The sequence below is a fragment of the Aquimarina latercula DSM 2041 genome (genome assembly GCF_000430645.1).
Lineage (GTDB): Bacteria > Bacteroidota > Bacteroidia > Flavobacteriales > Flavobacteriaceae > Aquimarina > Aquimarina latercula.
In genome coordinates, this window is sequence record NZ_AUMK01000003.1 from 411,370 (window position 1) to 429,830 (window position 18,461).

General features: G+C 31.7%; 19 protein-coding genes. 17 read left to right on the forward strand and 2 right to left on the reverse strand.

Annotated features, from left to right (window positions below; all coding sequences use genetic code 11):
* Nucleotides 1-75 precede the first annotated feature (75 nt).
* Nucleotides 76-675: a DUF6642 family protein gene (locus tag H526_RS0101995; RefSeq protein WP_027391439.1), complete on the forward strand. Its 600-nt coding sequence runs from the start codon at nucleotides 76-78 to the stop codon at nucleotides 673-675.
* Between the two features lie 70 nt (nucleotides 676-745).
* On the opposite strand, the gene H526_RS0102000 is transcribed toward H526_RS0101995, so the two are convergent.
* Both H526_RS0102000 and H526_RS0102005 read right to left on the reverse strand, forming a co-directional pair.
* Nucleotides 746-1,657 carry an NAD(P)/FAD-dependent oxidoreductase gene (locus H526_RS0102000; protein WP_027391440.1) on the reverse strand — a complete coding sequence of 304 codons (912 nt, stop codon included), beginning with the start codon at nucleotides 1,655-1,657 and terminating at the stop codon, nucleotides 746-748.
* 210 nt (nucleotides 1,658-1,867) lie between these two features.
* On the reverse strand, nucleotides 1,868-2,425 hold the full coding sequence (locus H526_RS0102005; protein WP_027391441.1) for a TetR/AcrR family transcriptional regulator: 558 nt from the start codon (nucleotides 2,423-2,425) through the stop codon (nucleotides 1,868-1,870).
* Between the two features lie 328 nt (nucleotides 2,426-2,753).
* Here H526_RS0102005 and H526_RS32270 point away from each other — a divergent pair, with 328 nt between their 5' ends.
* The 16 genes from H526_RS32270 to H526_RS0102085 all read left to right on the forward strand — a co-directional run bounded on the left by H526_RS32270 (nucleotide 2,754) and on the right by H526_RS0102085 (nucleotide 17,283).
* Nucleotides 2,754-3,686, forward strand: a complete 933-nt coding sequence (locus tag H526_RS32270; protein WP_027391442.1) for a nuclear transport factor 2 family protein — start codon at nucleotides 2,754-2,756, stop codon at nucleotides 3,684-3,686.
* Nucleotides 3,687-4,177: 491 nt separating this feature from the next.
* Nucleotides 4,178-4,435 carry a type II toxin-antitoxin system ParD family antitoxin gene (locus H526_RS28085; protein ID WP_035084112.1) on the forward strand — a complete coding sequence of 86 codons (258 nt, stop codon included), beginning with the start codon at nucleotides 4,178-4,180 and terminating at the stop codon, nucleotides 4,433-4,435.
* A complete protein-coding gene (locus tag H526_RS0102020) occupies nucleotides 4,422-4,712 on the forward strand; it encodes a type II toxin-antitoxin system RelE/ParE family toxin (protein ID WP_027391443.1) in 291 nt (96 codons plus the stop codon). The genes H526_RS28085 and H526_RS0102020 overlap by 14 nt, the downstream gene beginning before the upstream one ends.
* A gap of 346 nt (nucleotides 4,713-5,058) precedes the next feature.
* The gene (locus H526_RS0102025; protein ID WP_027391444.1) at nucleotides 5,059-5,967 is read left to right on the forward strand and encodes a helix-turn-helix domain-containing protein; all 909 of its coding nucleotides are present in this window, start codon (nucleotides 5,059-5,061) and stop codon (nucleotides 5,965-5,967) included.
* A gap of 298 nt (nucleotides 5,968-6,265) precedes the next feature.
* Nucleotides 6,266-7,192, forward strand: a complete 927-nt coding sequence (locus H526_RS0102030; protein WP_027391445.1) for a helix-turn-helix domain-containing protein — start codon at nucleotides 6,266-6,268, stop codon at nucleotides 7,190-7,192.
* A 151-nt stretch (nucleotides 7,193-7,343) separates the two neighbouring features.
* Entirely contained in the window at nucleotides 7,344-8,303 is a 960-nt protein-coding gene (locus H526_RS0102035) for an SDR family NAD(P)-dependent oxidoreductase (protein ID WP_211237818.1), read from the forward strand.
* A gap of 24 nt (nucleotides 8,304-8,327) precedes the next feature.
* Nucleotides 8,328-9,152: an SDR family oxidoreductase gene (locus H526_RS0102040; protein ID WP_027391447.1), complete on the forward strand. Its 825-nt coding sequence runs from the start codon at nucleotides 8,328-8,330 to the stop codon at nucleotides 9,150-9,152.
* Nucleotides 9,153-9,164: 12 nt separating this feature from the next.
* Nucleotides 9,165-10,073 carry an oxidoreductase gene (locus H526_RS0102045; protein WP_081415526.1) on the forward strand — a complete coding sequence of 303 codons (909 nt, stop codon included), beginning with the start codon at nucleotides 9,165-9,167 and terminating at the stop codon, nucleotides 10,071-10,073.
* Nucleotides 10,074-10,183: 110 nt separating this feature from the next.
* On the forward strand, nucleotides 10,184-11,077 hold the full coding sequence (locus tag H526_RS0102050) for a DUF6268 family outer membrane beta-barrel protein (protein WP_155839599.1): 894 nt from the start codon (nucleotides 10,184-10,186) through the stop codon (nucleotides 11,075-11,077).
* 37 nt (nucleotides 11,078-11,114) lie between these two features.
* Entirely contained in the window at nucleotides 11,115-12,263 is a 1,149-nt protein-coding gene (locus H526_RS0102055; protein WP_027391450.1) for an MBL fold metallo-hydrolase, read from the forward strand.
* A 279-nt stretch (nucleotides 12,264-12,542) separates the two neighbouring features.
* Nucleotides 12,543-14,138 (forward strand): aldehyde dehydrogenase family protein, encoded by a 1,596-nt coding sequence (locus H526_RS0102060; RefSeq protein WP_027391451.1) that lies wholly within the window; start codon nucleotides 12,543-12,545, stop codon nucleotides 14,136-14,138.
* 10 nt (nucleotides 14,139-14,148) lie between these two features.
* Nucleotides 14,149-15,111, forward strand: a complete 963-nt coding sequence (locus tag H526_RS0102065) for an SDR family NAD(P)-dependent oxidoreductase (RefSeq protein WP_081415527.1) — start codon at nucleotides 14,149-14,151, stop codon at nucleotides 15,109-15,111.
* Nucleotides 15,112-15,120: 9 nt separating this feature from the next.
* Nucleotides 15,121-15,528: a DUF4345 family protein gene (locus H526_RS0102070; RefSeq protein WP_027391453.1), complete on the forward strand. Its 408-nt coding sequence runs from the start codon at nucleotides 15,121-15,123 to the stop codon at nucleotides 15,526-15,528.
* 11 nt (nucleotides 15,529-15,539) lie between these two features.
* Nucleotides 15,540-15,677, forward strand: a complete 138-nt coding sequence (locus H526_RS31400) for an SDR family NAD(P)-dependent oxidoreductase (protein ID WP_211237819.1) — start codon at nucleotides 15,540-15,542, stop codon at nucleotides 15,675-15,677.
* Between the two features lie 211 nt (nucleotides 15,678-15,888).
* Nucleotides 15,889-16,236, forward strand: coding sequence for a hypothetical protein (locus H526_RS0102080; protein ID WP_027391454.1), 348 nt, complete (start codon nucleotides 15,889-15,891; stop codon nucleotides 16,234-16,236).
* A gap of 12 nt (nucleotides 16,237-16,248) precedes the next feature.
* Nucleotides 16,249-17,283: a bestrophin family protein gene (locus tag H526_RS0102085; protein ID WP_027391455.1), complete on the forward strand. Its 1,035-nt coding sequence runs from the start codon at nucleotides 16,249-16,251 to the stop codon at nucleotides 17,281-17,283.
* The last annotated feature ends 1,178 nt before the right edge of the window (nucleotides 17,284-18,461 follow it).

Below are 18,461 nucleotides of genomic sequence, written 5' to 3' on the forward strand. Positions count from 1 at the left end.
ATATAAATTAACTAAAAAAGATTAAAGAGATCTACTATTTTTGTGATTCGTATACATTTCGTAAATCCTAAAGATTTGTTAGAAAAAAGAGAGCAATTACCCCAAGAACCATTAATCGATGCCGATTATTTTATTTACTGTTTAGAAGCAGTTAATGATATAGAAACGAACGAGATTACTGAGGCACAAAAAAAATTAGAACAGTTGACCTCTCAATATGGCGTAGCCAGTATTTATAAAACCTGCGACACTATTGAAGGTTTAGAAGCTAGTTTAAATACATTAGTGTTGGATGATCATAATTTTAAAAATTATGAAATCATCTATTTGGTGATAACGGGCGAAGCAAATAGTATTTGTTTAAATGATTACTATTATAGTTTACAGGAAATTGCAGAAATTTTTGAGGGAAAATTAAATGGAAAGATTTTACATTTTTCTAATGCAAAAGTGCTGGATTTAGACGAAGAAGAAGCACAATATTTTCTGGATATCACAGGTGCAAAAGGTGTTTCTGGATACGGAAATCCATATAATGGAGTCACTAGCTCAAATCTTGATATAACATTTTTTAACTTGTTTAAAGAAGATGATAACATGTTAGATGTTGTAGAAGAGCTGCATCAAAGACATTACAAAATCTGTAAATTCCTTGATTTTAGACTGTATTATTAAATTACAATCTTATATCCTTAAAACTAACGTATTGTGAACTCCTTTATGGTAATTATAATCAAATAATTACCTATAACCACTCTTCATCAATAAGTTCTTTGTTTAGCATTGCTGCGGTTTTGGCACCCATTCCAACAGCATTAGCTACAGAACGAATTAAGGAAACGTTATCACCACAAGCATAAATACCTGGAACAGTTGTTTTTTGAAAATTATCTACTGTTATATACCCCATTTTATCGATTTCACAGCCCAGTATTTTTGGAATATCTGAGTTTTGAACAAACGGTACTCTTGCATATAACGCGTCAATTTTTATTGTAGTTCCATCTTTAAAAATAATATAATTGAGGTGCCCATTATTTTGATTAAAACTTATAATCTCTTTTTCAATGATAGGAATTTGATGAAGCGATAATTGTTCAGTTTGTTCCTGTGTAAGCTCGGATTTCCCATTGGTATATAACGTTAAATCTTTTGTCCAGTTACTTATAAGCTTAGAAAAATCAAAACCGTAGTCACTATTTCCTAAAATTCCAGTTGCTTTATTTCTTACTTCATAACCATGGCAATATGGGCAATGAATTATAGAAATACCCCAACTTTCTTTAAATCCTTCTATATCAGACATTATATCTTTGATACCGGTAGCAACTATTAATTTTTTAGAATTAAAAATCTCACCGCTTTTTGTGGTTATTTTAAATCCTTTTTTAGTTTTATTACCATGGGATGCGAATCCATTATAGAAAAAAACCGTTTCGTAAATTTCGAGGTCTTTTTTTGCTAATCTATTTATTTCTGAGGGTATCATACCGTCTTGAGTAAGAAAATTATGCGAATGGGGAGTTTGCCTATTACATGGTTTACCATTATCAATCACAAGTACGTTACGTAAAGCTCTTCCTAATCCAAGCGCAGCGGATAATCCAGCATAACTTCCGCCTATTATAATTACATCAAAAAGTTTGTCTTTGTTCATATTTTGAAGTTTTTAAATATTAATAATAGAGGAGGAGATGCAATAATTTTAATTGATGCAAAGACTCTATTACATAAATTCTAATAGATTATCTTTTATTTAAATTAAATTATGATGTAATTCATGTATTGCTTCTTCTATTACTGCCATATTGTATTCTATTATCATTTACACATGTCTCAATTATGAGACATAGGTTATTAAATTTTTTTAAGGACTAATTCCTTTTATAAAAGATTTCCAAGCAAATTCTTTGATGTGTAATTTTTCGGTTTCGGTAGTCGTACTAGCATTAACCGTACTGTTTATTATACCAGCATGTAGATTTTGAATCCAATCTATGGTCATTTGCCTGCTAATTATGTTTTTCTTTTGCAAGTCTCTAATTATTTGTGCGAAGCTTTGATAAATATAATCATAGTCTGCGCAGTCTTTATCGCTTTGAGAATGTTTGTGACCAGTTCTTTGATGAAGTTTATAAAAAAAAGAATATTTAGCTCCGCATTCGATGCCTGCGTGTAAAATATTTTTTAACTGGATCAATGGATCATCAGAACTATTAATTGCTGCTATCATTGCCTTTTTACAACTCATTTCCATTTGACGTTCACAGGTAACAATTAGTTCATCTCTATCCTTAAAGTAACGATGCAATGTTCTTCTTGTAATATCTGCATTATCTGCAACCTTCTGTAATGGTGCAGAAAAATCTTTATTAAAAACTTTAATAGCAGCTTCAATTATTCTTGATCTAGTTTCAATATTCATCCAAACACAAAAGTAATCTTTTTTTACAAAATGTCTCAAATATGTGACATAAATTATTTTAATTATAATTTTTTTTTGAGACAACAGAGATTATCTTCTTTCAATACACTGGTATAATATCACAATCACAATTCTTCAGAGAAAATATAATATTACTTATACGTTTCATGCTTTTGCAAAAGTGCCACATATCCCTTCATAATTTTATTCAATGCATACTTCAAAATAGGTTTTTTCATTCATTTTGTATGCCAACATCGTGATGTAAGTAGGAAACAGTGTCTAAACCTTAGACATTTGCCACGTATTAATATTAAAAACAGTCAATATGAAAAATTACATCCTAGTAGTAGCGATGCTGCTTACAATTCAATATACAAATGCCCAATCTAAAATTGATAAAGATGTGAATACATCAGTTATTAGTTTAGTTATTCTTAATGATAACGGAGATGTTTTAATAAAAAAAGCAACAATTGGTTGGATAACAATGGGTGCATTTTATAAGAAAAGACAAACTATAAATGAAGTTATCGATAGTATCTCAAATAAATATGGAGTATCCATTACAAAACCAAACCTTAAAGGTGTTTTTACTTATAAATTTGACTTTAATAATTCGTTAAGTGTACGACAGGTTTATGTCGCAAAATCTACTACTAATGATTTGCCAACAAATAAAAATGTAGAATTCCGTTGGGCTCCAAAAGATGAGGCCATAGAAAAGTTTAAAGCTACCATTCCATCTTTAGGCGAAATGATAGCGCAAGTTATAGAGTATCCTCAAGTAGTTTGGGGAGGGGCTTTTTTAATTAAAAAAGAAAACAATAAAAAGACTTCTACTGTAATAGAGGATTTTTATCCTATAAGTGACGCTGCTACATACAGAACATCATCATATAATCCTTCAGTTGTAAAAACACTTCAGAAATATATGGAAGGGAGTTCTTATAATAAGAAAGAAATGTTATTAAGTGCCTTTGCAGACAATGCTACACTATATCTAACAAACAGAGATGGAGATTTCAAAAAATACTCCCCAAGTGAGTACGCTGATTTTTTTAAAAACGCTGAAAAAGGGAAGTTTAATGGGAGAGAGGCCAAAATTTTAGATATTAAGATTACAAAAGATATAGCAACAGCAAAAGTTGAAATCGCTGGTCCCAATCGAGCGTGGGTATATATTGATTTATTCTTACTTAAAAAGTTTAAAAATGATTGGAGAATTATTAGTAAAACAGCAACAAGGGTTGATAAATAAGATAGAGAAGAATGCTTTATAAAAGATAATGGAACGTCTTTCTCGAAACGACGTTGCCTCTGAGCTGCTACACTGAGCCTTTCGAAGTTTTGTCGAAGGGTCACTTTAGTTAGGCACGGCGGAATGAAGAAGGTCTAGTAAACCTTTTGAAGTAGAAGCGCGAGGCGGTGCGTTGGCGTTTATTACTTCTACAGTTTATGTTAAAAGTTTTCTAACAAAATCGAAGGATGAGATTGGGCGGTAGCCAAATGTCATGCAAGATTCACGAACTCCTCTAAAAAAATAAAAATCTTGTGAGCTAAAAGTTTCTTTAAAAAATGGTAATGCAACACTTACTATGAAAAACGATCCCGATAACTATCGGGAGAGATAAAGGCAATGTTTTTGGAATGGGATTGCTTACAAGTGCATTAATTAGGAGTTACAAATTTTGGAATGCTTAATGAATATTGTATATTACACCAATAGTATGATTATTTAAACATTTAATTATGTCAACAATTAGAAAAACGATCACGTTTACAGAGAAACAAGATAAGTGGATAAAATCTCAAATTAAGGCAGGAGAGTTCACAAATGACAGTGAGTATCTTCGTGATTTAGTAAGACGTGACCAAGCTAAAAAAGCAAAATTTTCAGCACTTAAAGCGGCTATAACTGAAGGTATGGATAGTGGTATTAGTGATAAATCTGTGCCAGATATTATGCAAGAAGTCGAAGAACGTATGAGAGCGGATGGGCGTTTATAAAGTATCAAGAAAAGCAGAGATGGATCTTGCCAAAATGTATGAATATGGTATTGAAACATTTGGGTTAAAACAAGCCAAGGGATACTTATTAGGGATGCATACGCTGTTTCAAGTATTAGCGGACAATACTAATCTTGGACGTGATGCCTCTGAATTTATTCTATCTTTAAAAAGATTTTCGTATAAATCTCACACTATTTTTTATTTAGTCACGGATATAGATATTCTAATTGTTCGTGTATTGAACCAAAGTATGGATCATGAAAAGAATTTATAACTATATGTTTTTCTTTATATTATTACAATAATGCTCACGTTTTTATAATGTTATAAAGACATTTTATATAACGTCTGATTATAATTCTTTTTTTGAATAATAATGTTCTGCATTATGTAACTTGAGCTTTGGCTAAAAGCGAAAATTGTTACTAAAGTTTCTTGAAAAAATTTATTCTAAAAAGCTTCTTCTATAATGTTAATGGAACACTTTTTATGCGACGACGTAAGAGGGAAGCATAATGTGTGTGCAATGGTTTAATAACTAAATATGTGTTCTTAATTCTGCAATTTGTGTAAATTTTAAACACTAACGGTTTATATATTTGTATACAATATCTAAGATTATGAAAAATCATATAGTAAATGTAAATTCTATAAGTGAGCTTCACGAAGCCTTCGGGTTTGAAAAGCCTAAACATCCTTTAATTACGTTAATTAATACAGAGAAATTAGATGTACCAACTTCGCAAATTGGAACTAAAGTAGTTACTGATTTATATATGATTGCCTTAAAAGATAGGGATTGTGGAGTTGAGTACGGTAGAAATCACTTCGACTTTGCTGAAGGTGTTATGGTCTTTTCTGCACCGAAGCAAGTCTCTACAGTAGAAAAAGAGATGAAACCAGGAGATATTAAGGGCTGGATGCTCTATTTTCATCCGGATTTAATACGAGGAACACATTTAGGAGAAATTATTTCTGATTATTCGTTTTTTAATTATGGGGTTTTTGAAGCATTACATTTATCTGAAGATGAAGAAATTACTTTAAAGGAAACGGTTAAAAATATCGAAAATGAATTCACTCAACGTATTGATAATCACAGTCAAAGAGTAATAGTCTCAAATCTCGAATTGGTATTGAATTATTGTTTACGTTTTTATGAAAGACAGTTTAATACAAGAGCCGCTCAAAACAAAGATGTTTTTACACTATTTGAAAAAGAATTGAAGATGTATTTTAAGAATAATGAGCAATTAGAAAATAGCTTACCTTCTATAGATTTCTTTGCCCAAAAAGCGAACCTTTCTTCACATTATTTTAGTGATGTTTTAAAAAAGGAAACGGGACGTTCTGCTAAAGATCATATTAACGAATATGTAATAGAATTGGCTAAGAATAAGCTTTTAGCAACAAACCAATCTATTAGTGAAATAGCTTTTGAATTGGGGTTTAATTATCCACATTATTTTACAAGATTATTTAAATCTAAAACAGGAAACACACCTCTAGAATACCGAAAATTAAATTAAAATGAAAGCTATTATAAATGAAGCTACTGGAATGATTGGTAGTTTAGTTTATAAAAAAAGCTATGCTTGACTATAAATCCCCAACAACGTTGAGTACCCTTTTATTGAAGATAATTCAAAAAAGTTAAAAAAGAGCTACGAGTAACCCATCGCCCTATTGAAATTTCAATCACAAAAATATTTCAACAATAAATTGTCTAAAAGATTTTATAAAAGGACTATGTGTTCAATATTCTGTAAATAGTGTTTAGTATTTAGCATCGGGGCTTATAAATTTGTTCTAACAAATTAGAGTATTATGCCAAAAGAAAATATCATACGCATTAAAACCCTTACTCAGCTTTTTGATACATTAGGTTGGGAGAAGCCAACACATCCATTAATAGGTATTATAGATGTTACTAGGCTTGAAGAATTGCCAGAAGAAAAAAAGAAAGCATTTGAAGGTGTCAAAATGACTTCAGACTTATATAGTATTATCCTAAAGGATGGTGATTGTGGTATGCAATATGGTAGAAACAAATATGATTTTGAAGAAGGAGTTCTTCGCTTTATTGCACCTAATCAAATTGTATCTTCTTCAACGCACACACCAAGTTCTTATGGATTTATGATAGTGTTTCACCCAGATTTATTAAGAAATTTTGATCTAGGAACAAATATTGGTAAGTACAATTTTTTTGACTATGCAGTACATGAAGCCTTACACTTATCAAAAAAAGAGGAAGATACTCTAATTGAAATCACAAAAAATATAGAGGAAGAATTAAAATCTAATATAGATAAACATACTCTGGAAGTTGTGGTGACTAATCTTCAACTGTTATTAAATTATTCTAAGCGGTTTTATGATAGACAATTTATAACTAGAGTTAATAGTAATTCTGACGTTATTAGTAAAGTAGAAAAACTTATTAAAGAGTATTATAATCAAAGTATTCAGTTAGTTAATGGCATACCTAAACCAGAATATTTTGCCGAAAAGGTAAATTTTTCGACTAATTATTTAAGCGATTTATTAAAGAAAGAAACAGGAAAAAGTACCAAAGACCATGTTGATGAATATATTATTGATTTGGCTAAAACCAAGCTTCTCAATTCAGAATACACTGTTAATGAAATAGCATACGATTTAGGGTTTAATTATCCACATTATTTTAGTAGAATATTCAAGAAAAAAGTAGGTGAGTCACCAGTGCAATTCAGAGCAAAGACTTTTAATTAAAAAAGGTTTTTATTGGCTCATAATCAAGCTCTTTCAGTAAAATGAAAGAGCTTTTTAATTATCTGAATATTGTGTTATAGATTCCGAAAATTGTGTTCTTTCTCGAATTAAAATCGGCGTTACTTTGTAATGTAAAATAGATTAAAGAATTATGAGTCATAAACATATGATATGGTGCGACAAAGAAACCTTATCAAAAAGCTTAACAGGAAAAATATATATAGTTACAGGAGCTAACTCTGGAGTTGGTTTAGAAACTACTAGACAATTAATAAAACAAGGTGCTCACGTAGTAATGGCATGTAGAAGGCCAGAATCAGCTAATGAAGTTGCTGAGTCTTTTAAAGAATTAAAAGGAAGTCATGAGGTTATTAAATTTGATTTGGCAGATTTACAATCTGTTCGAAATTTCACCCAAGCCTTTTTAAAGAAGCATCACCGATTAGATGGATTAATGTGTAATGCTGGTATGGTAGTTATGGGTAGTAAAAAACTATATACCAAAGATAATTTTGAATGGACTTTTGGAGTTAATTTCTTAGGGCATTTTCTACTTACCGAATTATTACTAGATATACTTAACGAAACAGATGCATCAAGAATGGCTATCCTGTCTTCTGTAGTACATGCAGGAAGCCCTAAAAATCGTTATAAAGTACATCTTGACGATTTGAATTTTGAAAACAGAAAGTATAACAATTTTGCAGCCTATGGCGAAGCTAAAACCGCTTCAATACAATATGCTATGGAATTAAATGAGCGTTTAAAAAAATCTGATGTTGCTACAGCTTCAATACATCCAGGTTGGGCACGTTCTAATTTTGGAAGTGGTGGAAACTTTTTAATGAAAGCACTTATGGCAATTGCAAAACCATTTACTAAGTCAATTTCTAACAGTAATTGGGAATCTGCTCAAACATCACTTCATGTATTATTATCAGATGAAGCACCAAACCATTCGGGAGCGTACTTTAGTCAACACAGTGTGTTATATAGAGATAAAGAATGTAAACAAGGCGGTTGGCCAATGAAATCGCCAAATCCTCATGCAAACGATATGGAGGCGGCCAAAAAGTTAGTGGCAAAAAGTAACCAATTGGTTGGTTTATAATAAATAATAAAAATAAATACTATTATGAGTAAAACAATATTAATCACGGGAAGTAGTACAGGTATTGGTCGCGCAACAGCTTCAAAATTTCAATCAGAAGGATGGAATGTAATAGCTACTATGCGTACACCAGAAAAAGAGGAAGACTTAACAAAACTAAATAATGTACTAGTTACAAAACTAGATGTACAAGATCTTTCAAGTATAAATAATGCAATTACAGAAGGTATTGCAAAATTTGGACATATAGATGTTGTATTAAACAATGCAGGTTATGGTTTAATGGGGACTTTTGAATCGGCTAGTAGAGAAAGTGTTGCCAGACAGTTTGATGTTAATGTTTTTGGACTATTTGATGTAACTCGTGCTGTATTACCACATTTTAGAGCCAATAAAAGTGGAATGCTCATCAATATTTCATCTATAGGAGGAAGAATGACCTTTCCGTTAATGCCACTATATCACGCTACCAAATTTGCAGTTGAGGGTTTTAGTGAATCACTTCATTATGAATTAAAACCATTAGGAGTAAATGTAAAAGTTATTGAACCGGGAGGTGTAGCAACAGATTTTGGAAATCGTTCTTTAGAGTTTCAACATAACGAAGAGTTTAAAGAGTATAACCAATTTGTGGGAAGTACCATGGAAGCTTTTGGTAAAGCTTTTGATGCCGATACTATAAGCACACCAGATGTTATTGCTAATGTAATTTTTACTGCAGCAACAGACAATACAGAAACATTAAGATACAGAGCTGGAGAAGATGCTAAACAATTATTAAGTGCTAGAGATAGTATGAATGATAGTGATTTTATAGGAATGATGAAAAATAATTTAGGTTTAAAATAAAAATAATAAAGTATGAATAGTTTAATTAAAAATGTAGGAGTTGCCATACTAGTTGTTATATTAAGTATATTCCAAGTAAACGCGCAGCAAAAATGGGATAAAAATTCTAAAAAAATAATCTTAATTACTGGTACAGCATCAGGAATGGGTAAAGCCACAGCTGAAAAATTAATTGCAGAAGGCCATACAGTATATGGTGGTGATGTACAATATGAAAAAAATAAATTTTTGGATGGTATTGGAGGTCATTCATTAGATATGGATGTTACAAACGATGAAGAAGTAAAAGCAGGAGTAGCAAAAATTATTGCTGAACAAGGACGCATTGATATACTAATAAACAATGCTGGCTATGGCTTATTTGCACCAATAGAAGAAGTAAGTATTGAAGATGCAATGCAACAGATGAATGTAAATATGTTTGGTTATGCTAGAACTGTAAAAGCAGTATTACCACACATGAGAAAACAAAAAATGGGACGTATTATAAATTTAACTTCTATGGGAGGAAAAATTTATACACCACTTGGTGGCTGGTACCATGCTTCAAAACATGCTATTGAAGGTTGGAGTGATTGTCTACGTTTAGAAGTAAAAGAATTCAATATAGATGTAGTGGTAGTAGAGCCAGGTATTATTAAAACTAATTTTTATAATGCTGCTATGGAAGTTTCAGGAAAATACTATAAAGACTCAAACTATCAACATATGATTCCAGATATGTCTTCTGAAGATTCACAAAACCTTATGGCAAATGCAACAGAACCAGGCGTGATAGCAGATTTAATGAATAAAATTGTTAGAAAAAGAAAACCCAAAACACGTTATGTAAAAGGACGAATGGCAAAAACAGCTATTTGGTATAGAGATGTATTTGGTGATAAAGCTTACGATAAATTAATTACGAGGTCTTTACGATAATAAATGATAGTTTTTTGATTGATGATGATTGGTTGATAGCAGGAAGTCGTATTTGTCTACCCTTAAAGGCAGTGCGACTTTCATTTTTTATTATATAAATTTTTTATTAAATGATGAAAACAAATAAATGTGCTTTAATACTTCTAATTTCTTTAGTATTTGCTTTTAATAGTAATGCACAACAAAATAATGAGTTTGGTTTTAGTTATAATAGTTATCCTTCAACTGATTTTTCTGAAAACACAGAAGGAAATATAAGCTTTACAAATTTCAATATTTATGGTTCTATAGTACAAAAACTAAAAAATCCTAAAGTGTTTTTAAACCATAGAATAGATTATTCTTTTTTAGGAAGTTCTTCAGAAATAAATACAATGGGAGTTTCAAATGCTAATGATTTAAACTTACATAGATTAGGATACACATTTATGTATAATAAATCCTTAAAAAAGAATTGGTTATTGACTGCTGCATTGAGTCCTGCTATAGCATCAGACTTTAAAGAAGACTTATCTTCAGATGATTTTAATATTACAGCAAGTATTAATTTTATAAAAATGAATAGCCCAACATTTCAATATGGTTTTGGATTAGCATATTCCAATCAATTTGGAAGGGATTTAATTGTGCCATATCCATTTATAAGTTATCAAAAAAACAGATTAAAGCTTCAAATGATTTTACCTAGAATTTCAATACTATATAGTAATACAAAAAAAACTATGGAGTATGGTCTAGAAGGCGTGTATACAGGTGGAGTTTATAATGTTGAAGATTCAGCGAACGGAAATTATATAAGACAACAAACATTTAATTTTGGACCAAAGTTAAACTTGAAATTAAACAAATCTTTACTACTTTCAGCAGCAACAGGTTATTCTATGGGAAGAGTTTGGGAGTATGTTGATGAAAATTATGATGCAACAAGAGACTTGTCAACTGAGTCAAATTTCTTTTTTAATCTCGGTTTAAAATTTACACCAAAGTTAAAACCTAAAAAATAATATATATTTTATCAAGATAAATTAAAAGTCTACTATAATGAAAATCATTAAGAAAATTTTAAAAATACTGATTATATCCATTGTACTAATTGGTGTTGTTGGTTTTGCGACTTACAAAATTGTAACCAACGGAACAGAATTTGGAGGTGAAATGGATGAAGTAAGTCTTAAAAAAGCCGAAAAATCACGACAGTATAATATAGAAAATGAACACTTTAAGAATTCACCTAATGTAGTTTCAGGAAGTATGAAAGCAAACTGGAAAGATATGAGAGGTGGGCAAGAGCGCGTGCCACCAGGATCTTTTCCAACGGAAAAACCAGTTATTTCTAAAGTTTTAGATAGCAGTGGTATCAAAGCAACATGGTTTGGTCATGCTACCGTTTATATAGAAATGGACGGAAAACGAATTTTAACAGACCCAATGTTATCAAACAAAGCTTTTCCTGTTAGCATGGTTGCACCTGAACGGTTTAACCCACCACCTCTTGAGGTTAATGAATTACCAAAAATTGATATCGTTACTATTTCTCATGATCATTTTGATCATTTAGATATGAAAACGGTTCAGGTATTATCAAAAAAAGGAACGCAATTTTTTGTAGGTATTGGAGTAAAAGCTCATTTGATTGAATGGGGTATTCTAGAAAGTCAAATACACGAGATGGACTGGTGGGAAACTATTGCACTTGATGATTTTAAAATTCACTGTACGCCCGCCAGACACTACTCTGGTAGAAAAGGAATGGATAATTCTACCTTATGGACATCTTGGATAATAGAAAGTACTAATCACAAAATATTCCATAGTGGAGATTCGGGCTATCAATCACATTTTAAAGAAATAGGAGATCGGTTCGGAACTATCGATATTGGCTTTATTAAAATAGGTGATTATGGCTTAGATTTAGGCTGGCAAGATATACACATGCACACTGAAAAATCTATACAAGCTGCAAAAGATGTAAATGCACAGTTATTATTTCCAATTCATTGGGGAACTTTTAATCTATCTAATCACGATTGGTATGAACCTATAAATTTAGCTGTTGAATTTTCTAATAGAGAAAGTGTTGAATTAGTAACACCAAAAATAGGTCAGACAATCAAATTTGGTGATGAAATTTTAAATGAGTTCTGGTGGAAAATGTTAGAGGATCTAAGTGTTCAATTTAAAACTAAATAGATAATTATTCTTACCAAGAATCTAATTTGAATAATTTAACCTGAAAGATTTATTTTACGGAAATAATTCCACTTCAAATCCGTAGGCAAGCTGCTTATCATTCCAAAATATATTATATAGAACAATAGGTCTATTAAACTAGCCAATCCAAAAAGTTTTATAATACGTTTATTATCTGCAAAAAGTGTTTTTCTTTCCCAAATAAGTGTTAATAATCTATATAAGAGTATGATAAATTTGTGTTGTACTTGAATATTAATAATTAAAATTCAAAATATTATGACAGCACAAGAAGCATTTAAACATTTAAATCCTCAAAAATGGGCAAAAGTATCAGCTATTGAACGATTGGCATTGTTAGAGCAAGTTCAAAATAATTTAAAGCAATATGCCGAAGAGCTTGGTAAAGTTGATGCCGAAATGAAAAACAACTTAATAGGTGAAAGCATAACCTCTGTTGCAGAAGGAATGGGAACTACGGTGATGCCAATGGCAGGAACATTAATGGGAATTCAGCATTTATACGAATCGCTTATAAAAGGAGAGATGCCTAAACCTTTACATACAGAAAAAGTAAATGGTAATTTATATGAAATCCAAGTATTCCCAATACATTCTAAAGATAAGCTAGCCTCTGGAAAACAACGCGGATTTATTCACGTTGAAGGCGAGCCTAAACAAATAAACCCAATGGATAAACCATCTGGTGTTATTGCTGTTTCTGGTGCTGGTAATTATAGTTCATCTATCGAAATGGCTATGGCCTTGTTTTTAGAGAATAAAGTAACACTTCATAAACCACATCAACTTAATGAAGCAACAGATGTAATTTGGGAAAAGATTTTTCAACCATTAATAGATATTAATGCTGTAGCTTTTTGTAGGGCAGACCAAGGACGTGAAATGTCTACATTAAAAGGTTTGCATTCTATATATTTTACAGGTTCAACAGGAGTAGCACACGCTATTCAAAATCAAGCAAATGCACCATTGGTATCAGAATGTGGAGGAAACAATCCGTGTATCATCGTTCCTGGGAAATGGACAGAAAAAGACCTTAAACGTCAAGCAATTCAATTAGCTTCTGTTGGTAAACTAAATGGAGGAGCAGTATGTGGAAGACCACAAACAATAATCACTTCTAAAAACTGGGAGCAACGTGAGCTGTTTTTAAATGAATTACGAAAAGCTATTGCTGAAGAAACTTTTGCTTGTAGCTCACATTATCCAGGAGTTGATAAAACCAAAGAAGAATTTTTAAAAAATCAACCAACTGCAGAAGTTTTAAAACCTGAAAACGGAAAGCACAATAAAAGTGATTTTGTGTTGATTCCTAATATTTCAGAAGAAGATTTTGCTGTTACCAACGAAGCTTTTTGCCAAGTTTATAGTGAAATTCCGTTGGATGTTTCAACCAATACAAACGAGTTTTTAGCCAAAGCAACAGACTTCTGTAATAACAAACTATTAGGTTCTTTAGGTTGTATGATTTTAATCGATAATGACACCACGGAAGCTAACGAACCAAGGTTAAATCAGGCTATTAGAGAATTAAATTATGGAGGAATTGCAGTAAACGATGTGCCTCCAAATATTTGGTTAAACCCTTATTTAACTTGGGGAGGCTGTGGAGAAACTACAGAAAACTTTGTGTCTGGTGTTGGTAATTTTGGAAACGCTTTAAACTTTGAAAACATCAAAAAATCGGTCATTAAAAATGATTTTAAATCAACAAGTTTTGAGCTAACCAACAGAAAACGTGTAGAGCATTTATTAGAAAACGTATCATACTATTCTATAGACCAAAGTTGGGGGCATTTTGCTAAGCTTGCAGGACAAATGACAATAGACAGTTTTAAAGGAAAAGATTTTTAAAAAAATAATTATGGCAAACAAAAATGTAATCTGGTGTGATGAAAAGACACTATCAAAAGACTTAAGAGGAAAAACTTATATCGTAACGGGTGCCAATTCCGGAGTTGGATTTGAAACAGCAAAACAATTGGTGAAACAAGGAGCTCATGTAGTTATGGCTTGCAGAAGAACTAATGCAGGAGAAGTAGCGCGTGAAAATTTTAAAGACTTAAAAGGCACTAGCGAGGTCATGAAGTGTGATTTAGGAGATTTACAATCTGTACGTTCCTTTGTAACGGAATTTTTGAATAAACATGACAAATTAGATGGTTTAGATTGTAATGCAGGATTGGTGGTAATGGGTAATCAAGCTAAATACACAAAAGACGATTTAGAGGAAACGATTGGGGTGAGTTATTTTGCTCATTTTTTACTCACAGAACTACTTTTAGACGTACTGGAAAGTACAGAAGGTTCAAGAATGGTTATTCTTTCTTCAGTGGTTCATGCGAATAGTCCTAAAAAAAGGTATAAAATAAATTTTGAAGATATAAACTGGAAAGATAGAAAATACAGTGCTTTTGATGCTTATGGTGAAGCTAAAGTTGCCAGTGTTTTATATGCAATGGAATTGGCTGAAAGATTAAAAGACACTAGTGTTACTACATATTCTGTGCATCCAGGTTGGGCGCGTTCTAATTTTGGAAAAGAAGGACCTTGGCTAATGACCACGTTAATAAAAATCACACAACCTTTTTTAAAGTCTATGACCAACAGTAATTGGGAGTCGGCACAAACGTCACTACACTGTTTAATATCAGATGATGCACCAAGGCATTCAGGTAAATATTTTAGCCAACATAGTACGTTATACAACGATAAAGAATGCAAAAAAGGAGGTTGGCCAATGGAAACACCAAATCCTAATGCCAAAGACATGAACCAAGCTAAAAAATTAGTAGAAATGAGTAGAGCGCTAGTTAATTTAAACTAAACTATAAGCATGTTAGCATTTAGAATTATAGTAGCACTACTTGGACTTATTGCTATTTTTACAGGAGTTAATGACCTTTGGAATGGAGCAAATGTTCCAGGTGATTTTGGAAAACATTTAGGAGAAAGTGTAAAAGACCCAACACTAAATTTTACCATACGATTTTTAGGGGCTATTTGGATGGGTTTTGGAGCACTACTAATTTTATTTATTACCGATATTAAAAGATATGACTATGCAATCATTTTGGCGTTTACTATTATCATAATTGGGGGCATTGGAAGATTTATATCTACAAAGCAATTCGGTATAGAAAAAGGAAGTGAAATAATGTCTTACGCCATTATGAGTGTTGAATTGTTATTAACCCCCGTATTATTAATCTGGTATTGGGTATCAATTAGAAATATAATTTAAAAGAAAATAAAATGAACAAAACAATTTTAATTACAGGATGCAGTACAGGTATTGGCCGTATGACTGCAAAATATTTTCAAGAAAAAGGATGGAATGTTGTTGCTACGGTTCGTAGTAAACCAGAAGAGGATACAGAACTTAATGCGTGAGACAATGTATTGGTAATCAATTTAGATGTGACCGAGGATGCAGAACAAATTATTACCGCAAGTAAGCAATTAAATGATGATGACTATATGGCACTAATAAAACAAAATATGGGATTGTAATAAACTTATAAATAGTAATAAAAGCAAAACGTAGAATTCTAAGTTTTGCTTTTATTATTTCAACACTATAAAATTTCAATATCTTTAACAAATGGATTTCGTACAACACTTACAATTTTGGGAAATAGATTATGGTGGATTTATATTAGTGAATCGTCCAGCACATTTAAAACAGAGTATTGAACGCTATCAAAATTCACCAGAGAAAGCAAAAGTTGAAGAAATAGAAAAGCACACAAACGATAATAAAGCAGGTAATACCTTAGTTAAAATTTATCCTATTTTAATGTTGGTATCCATTTTCGCACTTATTTTTATTCCATCAACGTATTATAAAGGAATGGCTATAGGTTTTACGTTCTTATTTATTTCAATTTACATAATCGATAATGGTTTTATTTCTCGTTCTGAAGCCGTTTTAAAGTTTCTTAAATCATAAATTGGCAAACAAATGATAGTTACTAAGGGAATACGTTTAAGCAGTATTATAAAATGGACAATTGGTCATATTATTTGGTTATCCATATTAATGGGAGGAATAGCAGCGCTTTATTATTTTAAACTAATTGACATAATTATTCCTTGGTTACCTGTATCGGTAATAGGTACTGCTGTAGCTTTTTATGTAGGTTTCAAAAACAATCAAGCTTACGATCGTATGTGGGAAGCTCGAAAAATTTGGGGAGGAATTGTAAACGATAGTCGAACTTGGGGAATGATGGTAGACGGGTTTGTTACCAATCTATTTTCAAGTGAAAAAGCATCTGGAAAAGAAATTCATGACATAAAACAGCGCTTAATTTACCGCCATATTGCTTGGTTATATGCACATCGTAGTCAATTGTTAGTGCCAACACCTTGGGAACATATTAGCCAAGGAGGACATACGGCGAAAACAGCAAGAATGTATCAAAAAAAATTCGGAGTTGGTTTGGTAGATGACGAAGTGACACGAATTGAACTAAAACAATTTTTACCTAAAGAAGAACACGATAGGTTAGTGGCAAATGTAAATACAGCAACACAAATTATTAATGAACAATCAAGGGACTTAAAAGCATTACGTAAGCAAGGTACAATTGAAGATTTTAGGCATATGGAACTTGTAAATGTGCTTAAAACTTTTTATACTTTACAAGGAAAAAATGAACGCATTAAGAAGTTTCCTTTACCACGTCAATATGCTAATTTGAGTCGTTATTTTGTAGGTATTTTTATTTTTCTATTGCCGTTTAGTATGATTCCAGAATTATTACAATTAGGAGATTGGGGTATTTGGTTAGCGGTTCCAATTACGGTATTAATAGGTTGGGTTTATGTAATGATGGAAGTTGTAGGGGATTATACGGAAAACCCTTTTCAAGGAATGGCCAATGATATTCCCATGTTATCGCTTTGCCGTATTATTGAGATTGACTTGCGAGAAATGTTGGGTGAAACTGATTTGCCACCAAATATTGAAGCAAAAAATGGTATTTTGATGTGATTATATTATGTAAAATAGAATCTTAATTTTAAACTTGGCCTCATAAAATTTTGGCTAAAACACGTGACAAAAGCAATGATCCAGTGGATGATTGTTTTTGGCGGCGGGACGGTGCGTCTGGATAATGATAGTACTATTGATTAAACAAAATGGTATAATCGCCAACACGCCAGCTCGCTCACAAAATCAAAAGTCTACTAGATATTCAATTTTATGCCGTCTAAAATATAGCGAATGAGCAGTTAATTGTTTCCAAAATTATATACAGCCTTGAATTTTTGTTTAGCTCACGAGTTAATATTTTATTGGAGTTCGTGAATCTCCTAAGTCGATTTCTTTTGTATCAAGACAAAAGATTACGCAGAATGATAGAATGCTAATTGGAACTAGAATTTAAGCAAGTGTATAGAAATTATCTCGTAGAGTAATTTTATACTCTTGCGGAAACCTAACGAGAATCGTCTATTTTTTTTATTACGGATATTTTATCGAATACGAGAATTATAATTAAGAGCAAAAGGTTTAGCTTTTTTTGGTGTGGCCAAGCGATGGCAAATTGTGTGTAGAGAAAAATAATGCATTAAGCATTTTTATTTACAAAGCAATAAAGCGGTTGGCAGCCCAGCAGCATCAGCTCGCTAATAATTATAAAGATTCTCAATCTTTGTAATTATTCCGTACATAACGGCAAATTATAGTTACAAATGTCAAACGTGAGGTTTAATCATAAACGCCTTAAAATAGTTTTAATGACCCAAGTAGCTACGATTACTATGAAATAGAATTATCCTGGGATATTTTACACGAGTTTTTATAATTGATCATAAAATCAATTTTAAATATCTGCGGGATGATACAGCTGGGGACATTATAGCTACGAATGAGCTAAACATTTCGCAAATTGGCTTTTACATAATTACTCACAGGTTTATATTGTTTTTAGAGGATTTCGTGAATCTCCTAAAATCGATTTGTCTAACGATATAAAACACTGGCGTGTTGTTATATCTGCAATCATGTAAAATGCAAGCATCCGTCAATTTGCTACAATACACATTTGTATCATAATGTACTTGCATGGCGCCTGTCCTGAGCTTGTCGAAGGGTCACTTTGCTTTGGCTAAAGCAAAGTTTTCTTGTACTACAGACTCTTTAAAAGTTTTCTAACTAAAAGTTTC